The sequence below is a fragment of the Bathymodiolus heckerae thiotrophic gill symbiont genome (assembly GCF_900128515.1).
Classification (GTDB): Bacteria; Pseudomonadota; Gammaproteobacteria; order PS1; family Pseudothioglobaceae; genus Thioglobus_A.
Window position 1 is genome coordinate 1 of sequence record NZ_FQTP01000145.1, and the last position, 2,503, is coordinate 2,503.

A 2,503-nucleotide genomic window follows, 5' to 3' on the forward strand; every position below is an offset into this window, starting at 1 on the left:
GGCCTCTTTTTTGGTTAATATTGGTTGGTGGTACAGGCAATATTATACCATTATTGATGGTCTTTTTTATTTTGATTTCAATAGGTTGTGGTTATTTTTTGGTTTTTTTGAACCCCAAAACTTTAGTTTTAAGATATGTGTCCTGTTTAGTGTAGCCACTTCAGATGAAGGAGAGCCAATTAAAATTAGTAAAAGTTGAATTAAGCAAAGCCAATAAAATGGCTGCTAAACTTGAAGGAAAACTTGAGGTTTATAAGTTATTAGATAAAAAATAAAATACTTTAAAATATTCTTAGGAGAAACTTTATCTACTCCCTTGGTAATAATGTTTTTTGAAATATGGAAGGCGTTGTCGAGTCTTTCAAAAATACAGAGGTCTGTGACACACTTCCCTGATTTTAATGTGTGCTCTCTAACTCTTGGCTTATTGCAATAAGCCAAGAGTTAGAGCTTTTATTGTAGCGGAGGTTTTGTTGCAAACTTTCAACTTAGCGACACAATTATTAATATGAAAGTTTACGGTACGTTCAGCGATATTTAGAATATATGATATTTCCCAAGATGTTTTTCCATCAGCAGTCCACTGAAGCACCTCAGTTTCACGTTTTGATAATTTAATTTTCGCTTCCGGAATTAGTTTTGGTACTAGATACTTTGTCATCTCTATATGTATTACTTGGGTTAGCCAGCTTAGTTTTAATATTTTTTCATAGAACTCTGCTTCATTAATTAATTCATGAGAGCGAGATAGCGTTAACATACCTGTAAATCCACTAGGATCATGGATAGGGAAGGCTATACCATGGTGTAAACCAAATGATCTAGCATCTTCCATCAGGTTGCATGCTGAACTGAAAAGTTGATCTGTCCATCTGATTGGTTGGCTTGAATATAAAGCATGCTGTACTGTAGGATCAATTTCAAGATAACCATTGATTTTATATTTTTCTTGCCAAGCAACACAGTAATTATTGATTGTTATAGTTTTTGGGTTAGACAGCGGAAGTGGAGATCGGATTCCATAGGCACAGTAGTCAAAACCTAGATCTTTGCTTAATAAACTAATTGTTTTTAATAAGCTCTGCTCGCACTTAACGGCTTGTATTTTATTAATCATACTTATTTGCCAATTTTTCATGCGATCCACATTAAGTATGAACTATAAAATAAATTGGTTATATTTATTTTCCTGAATTCGTATAATAAGCGCATAACCTCTGTATGTAACAGCTAACAATACATTGATAGTTTGAAACAAGACTTAAGTGTAAAGTAAGTTGCTACCAAACACCTTACAGAAGCTAAAAATGAGCTATAAACACTTAAGTCTTGAAGAAAGACATTATATAGAGATTGAACATAAAAAAGGCACTTCTCAAAAAGATATTGCTAAAGCACTAGGACGAGACCAAGGCAATATTTCACGAGAATTAGGTCGAAACAAAGGGCTTAAAGGATATCGACACAAACAAGCCAATAATTTCGCTCAAGAACGCCATAAAACAAAGGCTAAATCGACAAAATTAACCGAAGAAATAACGTTTATAATTGACGGTTATATTCGAGAAGATTGGAGCCCTGAGCAGGTAGCGGGAAGACTGAGTAATGATGATGTCATTGACCTACATCATGAGACAATTTACCAATATATACTGACTGATAAGAAAGCGGGAGGAGACCTATATAAGCATCTCAGGCATCAGAACAAAACCTATCGAAAGCGTTACGGTCATGCCCGAAACCGCACAGGTATTCCTAATCGAGTTGATATTGACGAACGACCCAAAGTGGCTAACAACCGTGAGCGCGTAGGTGATTGGGAAGCAGATACTATTATTGGTAAAAATCATAAAGGTGCGATTGTGACCGTGGATGACAGGAAGTCAAAACTCAGACTAGCCTTTCCATTATCAGGTAAGAAGGCAGGCGCGGTAAAGGATGCAATGCTTCTCTTATTTAAGCCAATTCAAGGTTTTGTTAAAACGATTACATTTGATAATGGAAAAGAGTTCACGCAGCATGAAAAATTAGCAAAAGAACTCAACTGTGACACTTATTTTGCGAAGCCCTATCACTCATGGGAGCGTGGGCAAAATGAGAATGCTAATGGGTTGTTACGCCAATACTTTCCAAAAGCAATGGAGTTAACGGATGTAACAATAAAACAGGTGTTTGATGCAGTTGATAAACTTAATAGCAGACCAAGAAAATGTCTGAAATTCAAAACACCTTATGAAGTTTTTAAAGAACTGACCGGTGTCGATGTAAAAAGATTGATGGGTTATGCACTTATGACTTGAATTCAGGTTTTATAATTAATCCAAAATAATTTAACTTTAACTCTTTAAGTTTAATACCTAGATAATATACTCACTTGTTGGACGAAGCCGCTATCGCGGAGAAAAACAGCTTCACCCCTAAATTTATAGTGTAACCTCATTGCCTGTTATATGCATAACAGGTTAATTTGTAAGCTTATTCAACTAACAAAAATGAGGTTACG

3 protein-coding genes are annotated in these 2,503 nt (G+C 35.3%); 2 read left to right on the forward strand and 1 reads right to left on the reverse strand.

The annotated features are described in order from the left end of the window. Positions 1 to 199: hypothetical protein (locus BTHERMOSOX_RS10360; RefSeq protein ID WP_212744656.1), on the forward strand; the 199-nt coding region annotated here is incomplete at its 5' end. A gap of 225 nt (positions 200 to 424) precedes the next feature. Here BTHERMOSOX_RS10360 and BTHERMOSOX_RS10365 read toward each other — a convergent pair. Next, positions 425 to 1,138 (reverse strand): autoinducer binding domain-containing protein, encoded by a 714-nt coding sequence (locus BTHERMOSOX_RS10365; protein ID WP_138121071.1) that lies wholly within the window; start codon positions 1,136 to 1,138, stop codon positions 425 to 427. Between the two features lie 169 nt (positions 1,139 to 1,307). Between BTHERMOSOX_RS10365 and BTHERMOSOX_RS10370 the strand changes: the two genes are divergently transcribed. Beyond that, positions 1,308 to 2,300, forward strand: a complete 993-nt coding sequence (locus BTHERMOSOX_RS10370; RefSeq protein ID WP_138121072.1) for an IS30 family transposase — start codon at positions 1,308 to 1,310, stop codon at positions 2,298 to 2,300. The last annotated feature ends 203 nt before the right edge of the window (positions 2,301 to 2,503 follow it).